The sequence below is a fragment of the Streptomyces sp. NRRL WC-3549 genome (assembly GCF_000721935.1).
Taxonomy (GTDB): Bacteria; Actinomycetota; Actinomycetes; order Streptomycetales; family Streptomycetaceae; genus Streptomyces.
Genome location: NZ_KL585424.1, coordinates 24929 through 31992, shown reverse-complemented (window position 1 = coordinate 31992; position 7064 = coordinate 24929). Strand labels below are relative to the sequence as shown.

Annotated in this window: 5 protein-coding genes; all 5 read left to right on the top strand. The window is 66.0% G+C overall.

Translation table 11 applies throughout. The annotated features are described in order from the left end of the window. On the top strand, positions 1-993 hold a 993-nt coding region (locus tag IH13_RS41340; protein WP_082317725.1), incomplete at its 5' end, for an endonuclease domain-containing protein. 202 nt (positions 994-1195) lie between these two features. Continuing rightward, positions 1196-2188, top strand: a complete 993-nt coding sequence (locus tag IH13_RS0127555) for a hypothetical protein (protein WP_031088681.1) — start codon at positions 1196-1198, stop codon at positions 2186-2188. A gap of 421 nt (positions 2189-2609) precedes the next feature. Then, the gene (locus IH13_RS43615) at positions 2610-3152 is read left to right on the top strand and encodes a hypothetical protein (RefSeq protein WP_158791336.1); all 543 of its coding nucleotides are present in this window, start codon (positions 2610-2612) and stop codon (positions 3150-3152) included. A gap of 87 nt (positions 3153-3239) precedes the next feature. After that, positions 3240-5501, top strand: coding sequence for a hypothetical protein (locus IH13_RS38580; RefSeq protein WP_234433410.1), 2262 nt, complete (start codon positions 3240-3242; stop codon positions 5499-5501). After that, positions 5498-6232: a hypothetical protein gene (locus IH13_RS41335; protein ID WP_051835945.1), complete on the top strand. Its 735-nt coding sequence runs from the start codon at positions 5498-5500 to the stop codon at positions 6230-6232. Before IH13_RS38580 ends, IH13_RS41335 begins: the two co-directional genes overlap by 4 nt. The last annotated feature ends 832 nt before the right edge of the window (positions 6233-7064 follow it).

Sequence of the window (7064 nt, the reverse complement as noted above, 5' to 3'; positions counted from 1 at the left end):
CAGCGGCTGGCCAGCCTCGACATCGACCCGGATGACCTGGTCGCAGCCTGGCCAGAACCTGGGGTGGGGCCGTCGTGGCGCTCGCGCATCGCTGCGTGGATGGACGAAGCCGCCTACGTGGAGCAGGCCAAGGAGGGCTGTCTGTGCGACAGGCCCGAACGGTGTGACTGCAACGTGCCGAACGCTGAAGGCCTCGGATGCGGGTTGACGTGGGACCGGTTCATGGAACGGTGCGGCAACCGCGTCATCGCCGGCACGAACCCGCTCCACCTGCTCACCTGGTCTGGCACGCAGTGGACGGTGCCCGCCGCTTACGCGGCTTTACTGGACCGCTCCGAGGAGCTTGAGCGGCAACTGGCCGACCAAGCCGGCTTGTGCAGCGGCTGCGGGAGCAAAGTGGATGTGTGGGAGCACCGCACCTCCAGCGCAACCGGGTTCACCACTGTGTGCGCTGCGTGCGCGGCTTCACGTGCTCGCCCCTACTCCGGCCACCTCACCGGTGTTGCCTATGCATCGCTCTCGAAGAGGTCCAACGCGGACGCGTTCTTGTGCTGTGTGTGTCCCGAGCCGCGGCAAGCCCTGTATTGGGATCATTGCCATGAGCACGGTTTTGTTCGCGGGCCGGTCTGCGCAAGCTGTAACACCACCGAAGGCGGGGGCTGGAGCTTCACCGACCGCCCGGGTGGAGTGAGGCACCTTTTGCGGTGTACCGGCTGTAGCCGGGCGGGCACGCTGCCTCGCCATCACCATGCGCGGGCCATCCGGGGCTTGGTGGGCTTCGAACCTCACCCGGGCTGCGGCCAGGTTCCGCGGCCTCGATGGGGGCGCGTTCAGGAGGACGGCTCGGTGCAGTTCGAGCTCGATTGCTGCCAGGACAGAGCGCCGTCCGCGGGCGCGTCTCCGTCCGTCATCGTGCCCGCTCAGCGGGTCCAGAGCCTCCTTCGGGATCTCATCGAGCGTGCCGTGAAGGAACCCCCCGCACCGCCCGCCTGATTCCACGGCCGGTCAGTCTCCCGCCGTCGGCTGCGCCCGGCCTCCGCGCATCCACCGCCCGTCGTCTCCCTCCTCTCTATAAGCCGGGATCCTCACGACGGGCGGGCCTCACGGGCATCGCACCCATACACCGAGCCAGAATCGAGCCTTTCATGATCCCTCAGTCTTCCCTGCCGGTCGCCTCGCACGGAGTGGTTCCGGGATGAGTCTCACCAGCAGCCTCGCCCAGGCCCACTCCCCCATTTCCCGGTTCCTGAGCAAGGAACTGCCTGCCGTGGCGTCCCTGATCGGCGACTTCCGCTCCCAGCTCCCCCTGGCTACACCCACCGTCAGTCCACAGCCTCCAGGCCCTTTCAGTTACGGCACCCTGGGTCAAGCCATCGACCTGCGGCTGCGGATCGCCTTCGGCACACCTGTGGGCTCGACGTTGTCGTCCGGCATCGTGCTCACGGCCATGGATATGGCCGAGGCCAGGTCTGCCGCGGCAGGCAAGGCCGTCGCTGAAGCAGGCAAGGAACTTCTCCGACGGCTCGAAGGGCAGCTTCCGGCCTTGCCCGGAGCCATGCTACTGAAGCCCGCCGACGAGGAGCAGGTCGCCCGGTTGTGCTTCGCCGCAGGCTGGTTCGAGGAGGTCTTCCGCAGCCAACTGCACCCAAAAAGCCCTCTGCTGCAGGCAGACCTCTCGCGCGGCCTCGACGGGCTGCTCGATCAGGTCCCCGGATACGTTGCCGGTGACATCGCCGCGCTGGTCTCACTGGCCGACCATCCCAAAGCCCTGCAAGGAGTCCTGCGGCTCCCTGCCGCCCAGCGTGTGTGCGGTCCGGTCTTTGCTGGCAGCGGGCATGTCGGGGGCGCCGACGCGGACTTCATCACGGCGGGAAACCTCATCGACTGCAAGGCCACCATCCACCCCAAGCGAATCGGTCGGCCGCAGTTCTACCAGCTCGCCGGGTATCTGCTCCTCGACTACGACGACAGTTTCAAGATCGGTCAGGTCAGTCTGTACCTCGCCCGGCAGGGCAGACTGATCGGCTGGAGCACCCAGGAGTTCCTGCGGCTTCTGGGCGCCCGCCGTCCCCTTCCCGAGTTGCGTGAAGCGTGCCGGAGTGCTCTTTCAGCCCCCGATGAGGTCCAGTCGCTGGTACTGCCACGCCAGCTCTGCAGCAAACAGGAGACGCTGTTCGACAGCCTCTGACACCGGTCCGGTCCGCGGCAGCCCGCCTGCGAACCGGTGAGCCAGGAGGCTCCCCCGCCGCGTACTTCATGAGCAGGGAGCCCTGGCCGGGTAGGCACCGGGTCAGCTCCTTCTTGGCTTGCGTGCAATGGGGCGTGCCGGCAGTGCGGGAGCTTTTCAGCCTCTCGTCCTGCCGACTGCACCCCTTGTGGTGTCATGCCACGGACCCGGACGGTGCGGCCGGATAGGCGCGTGCCCTGGGCAGGCCCTCTATTCACGAGAATTGATCTTGCCAGTGTTCGTATCGGGTTCGATTTTCCCGAGACGGCGGAGTTTCAGTCATTCCTTCTGTTTCCTGTGTCGTGTGGCTTCGCGGTGGCCAGACTCTGGGTGGTGTGAGCATCAGGGGGTATTTCGGTGTGCTCCAGGGGAGGGGCTTGATTTGAGTGACGCGTTCACATTTCCCGTGCTGGCAGTATCGGCTCTGACGCAGGCTTTCGGATTTCTCTACGGACGGGCCGGTGCGGTTCTGGACCGCCGGGCCACACGGCGCGAAGGGACGGCGGCAGGTGAGCTGGATGCGGTGCCCGCGGTCGTGGTCGGCATCCCGGGGCCTCCCGCCTTTGACGCTGCGGCTCTGACACCGGAACGTGTGCAGCGAATCGAGTCCCTGCTGGAAGTCCTGGGCGTCTATGACGATCACAGGGACTTGATCAGGGCGGATGATGAACGGCTGCGTCGCAGTCTTGGCGGGCTGCGTGCCGTTCTGGAGGAGGTCGAAGGGCAGCGGCTGACGTTCACCGGGGAGAACCGGCCGGCCAGCGGGGTCCGGATCGAGCAGGTCCTCGACGACGTTCACGGCCGGGCTGCGGCTCTGAAGGTACGCCGTGTCGCCGCTTCGGCCGATGTCAGCGTGCGGCAGAGGGCGGGCACCGTCCACGAGGGTGCGGAGATCGTCGGAGCTGAAATCGACGAAATCAGCTGACGTTCCCTACAGGAATTCCGCATCCACCGCAAGGCGCTCTGACGGAGAGTCTTTATGCCTTTAACTGAGCCCGGAGAAGGCTTACCCATGCCATTGTCCCGCGCACCTTCTGGTACGGACAATCATGTAAACGAAGTGCGGCGGACAGGTTTGACCAGCGGCAATGATTCGGTTTCAGGCCCGGCGGCCTATCCGGGTCTTTCGCCGGAGGACATCGATGCGGTCAGGGGCCTTGGCCCTGGTGTGAAGCAGGCGCTGGCTCGGGCCAGAGCAGTTGCGGATCTCCGGCAGGAGGCCCTGTTCAACTTCGGTGAGATGACCGGGGTGAAGCTGACAGCGGTCCTGGAGCAGATGCTGGAGCACTCCGAGCTGCCTGATGCCTATCTGGACACGGTTCAGGCGGTGTTCGCACCGCCTGAGGGCTACGCGGCGGCTTTGAAGCAGCTCATGGAGCCGGGATCGGTTGTCGTGCTCCAGCGTGAGCCCGGTGCGGGACGGTCGTTCACGGCACAGGCACTGCTCGCTGATCTGCGTCAGCGCACGGGAGCAAGGGTCGGACCACTGAGTTTCGGAGGCGGAAGGCGGTTCCCGGTACGCCGGCTGCCGCTGGAAGAGAACGTTGCGTACTTGCTGGAACTGCCCGCGGATGAGGAGAAGTTCACGGTCGCAGATGACTTCGGTGCGGTTCTGGGCAGGATTCAGTACACCTTGGCCAAGCGGAACTCGCGTCTGGTCGTTCTCACGACACCACAGCAGTGGGCGAGGATCTGCCTGGGTGCACCACCCGGCGTCGTGCCCGTGCTGGGACGGCCTGATCCCACAGAAATCGCCGCTGCATGGCTTCGCGCCGAGGCACCTGAGCTGGACGCCTCCAGGTGGGTGCAGGACGACCGGATCACATGCCTTCTGCGCAACCAGCCTCCCGCCGATGTCCTGCAGGTCGTCAGCCTGATCCTCAACGCCATCAAGGTGCCACGCCAAGTCTCCTTGACAAGCGAGAGCATCACCGATGCATTCGCCCAGCAGGTCCTGGACGTCGTCGCAGCCCGCAACAACTGGCGCTCCAGCCTGCTGCAGTGGCACAGCAAGGAGGGCAGGACCAGCTTCCAGCGGAACTTCCTTCTCGTAGCGGCCATGTTCAAGAACGCGCCCGTAGCGCATGTATACGCACAGACCGCGGAGCTGTCCGAGCACCTCAACAAGGCGGAGGCGGTGACTCTGGAAGGACAGGGCTCGCCCGGCGTCATCGAGATGGTCGACTCGATCGATGCGGAGCTGGCCGGGGACGACACGGTCCAGTTCTCCAAACCCGGCTGGGACGACGCAGTACTCAACTACTTCTGGGTCGACCGGCCCATGGCGCGCAAGGATTTTCTCGCCTGGATGGCGAAGGCCCCGATGGCCAAGACAGCGAAGTTTCTGGAGACGTTCACACCGCAGGACCGCCTCCTGCTCGCCAACCGGGTCGGAACGTTCGCCGTGCGGTGGGCTGTGCGGCACGGCAAGGCCAACCCCTTGGAGGAGGTCGTCATCGCGTGGCGCGACGACGACGCACTGTGGGAAGCAGCTGTCGACCTCATCTCCGCAGCGGCACTTCATCCGACCATGGGCCGTTTCGTGCATACCGTGTTGCTGCGCTGGTCGAAGAACGCCGGCGCGGACAGGGCAGCGCTGCAGAAACTTTCCGTGGAAGTCTGCGCCGGCGAGTTCGGCCGCCGCCACACCGGCAAGGCACTGCGGCGGCTTCGCCATGCCGCAGAGACAGTCCACGATGACGTGCAAGCCTCGTTGTACAAGGCGGTCCGCAACCTGTGGGCGGACGCCTCGGCCCGTCCGACGCTGTTCAGCTCAGTGGTGGAGTGGTGCTCAGCAGACCCGTCACGGACCGAGGCCGGCCGTCGTTCCTTCCTGGCGCTGGCCACACTGCTCTCGCAGGAGGACCCCTGCCTGCCGGTGCTGCTGAGCACCGGTCCGGACCAGCCGGACTTCCCTCTGACGGACTTGATTTCGGGGTGGCGCACACTGCTGGACTCGCGCTCGTTGGCCGATGAGAGCGCGCGGGCGGTCGGTCTGTGGATGGACGCCGCCGTGGAGTATCCGGATCGGCGGCCGGTCGCGTTCAACGTGCTGCGCGGCGCGGTGGACACCGTGGGGCGGGCAGGCGGCAGTCATCCCCGCCACCGGCTGCGTGACCTTCTGTACCTGTGGCAGCCCGTCCCTGCCGTCGATGCCGATCCCGAGCGGGTTCGACTGCGTCACGAGCTGGTCGATCTCCTGGATCACGACCGCAGCCGTTCGGTCGCCCTGTACCGGCCCGTGCGTGCCGGTACAGGTGGGCCAATACCATGAACTGGCTGAGGTGGGGATTGCGCAACCAACAGCCGGAACTGTTCGAGGACCAGGTGACCAGCTCTCAGCCGGGGCTGGACTTCACCGTGGCCTTTCGCACCGAGTGGCAGGCCCCTCGCTCAACGCCCGCGTCCCGTCTTCCCTCCGGTGAAGCCAGCCGCACCGTTCGGCAGCTGACCGAACGGGCAGCAGCACGGCCCACGGTGCTACGGCCGGCTGCCGCAGAACAGGAAATCAACCGTCTGCTTGCACACTCGCTGCCCCTGCGGACAGACGAACTCGAGGTCAGCTGGGCCTGCGTGAACGTGTCGGTCGCGGTAGAGGTCCGCACATACGCGGAGCAGATCACCCAGGCGCGCCGGGAGCTGGAACTCGACGCGCTGGCCCGCCGCCAGGTACAGGCCCGTATGCAGTTCATGCACGAGGAAATCCTCCACTCCCCCGCCTCGGCCCGGATCTATCTGATGCTCGAGAACTCGGCCCGTCTGGGTGTGCTGCCGCCCGGGCTGGACGTGGACGGGGTGGTGCAGGAGATCCAGCGGTGGAGCCCGCAGTCACGGTGGGTAGTGATCGCGCAGCTCGTCCACACCTTTGTCGACCGCCTCTCCGAAGCTGATGCCGATGCGCTGCTGGTCACGCTGCGCTCGCTGTTCCACGACTTCGGAGAACCGGACCTGGCTGCCCAGGTCCCTGTCCCGGCGACACCCTCCTCTGAGAATTCCGGCTCTTGAGGCATACGGAGACAGTGCTGATGAAGCTGCCCCTCTTACGCGCGGTGCTGGCACCGCGGACCAGCTGGCAGGCCTGGCGCCTTGCCCGAGCCAGCGATGGCACCGTGTCGTTCGACGCCGCCTGGCGCTCGGCCCGGGTCCAGCTCCACCCGGACGAGGCCGGGTTCCGAGCGGCCGGACACAACAGCCCTCGCTCTTCGGCGGAGGACTCCGCGGACAAGCCGACCACCACGGCATAAGGGAGGCGGGCAAGGGTGTGCGCCCTTCCCCGGTCCCGCGGACACAGCGTGATAAGGCGGATCTTCTGTCCTCGGAGGCAGAGGCGCTCGTTCCGAGCGCCCGAGCGGGCAGTACAGGTCCGATCCATCGAGTGCCCCTTTTCGGATCGCCATACGTCAGTTCGTGCGCGTCTGCTTCGGGCGCACAGTCAGGCGTGGGCGTATGCCGCCTCTCGCTATCTGTGCGGTGACTTGTCTGTGCTGATGTCTAGGCTGAGCATCATCACAGATGAACGCGCGTTATCGGGGAGACGAGCGATGGCCTATGTACAGCACCTGTCGGTGCGGATCCCATGGCACGACACGGGGTGGACCGGGACCGTCTGCGCCGACCCAGGGGCCAATCACGCATGTGTCATGTTGGGCAACGGGCCTTGACCCCGAATCCTGGACACAGGTTATGCGGCTTGTGTCAGCGTAGTTGGTGTGTGTTGAAGGGCGTTCTCGAAGGCGATCGGTGATCGTTGTCCGAGGCGGGAATGTCGGCGGCGGATGTTGTAGCGGTGGAGCCATCGGAAAGCATCGAGTCGGGCCTCGCGCTCAGTCGGCCAGCT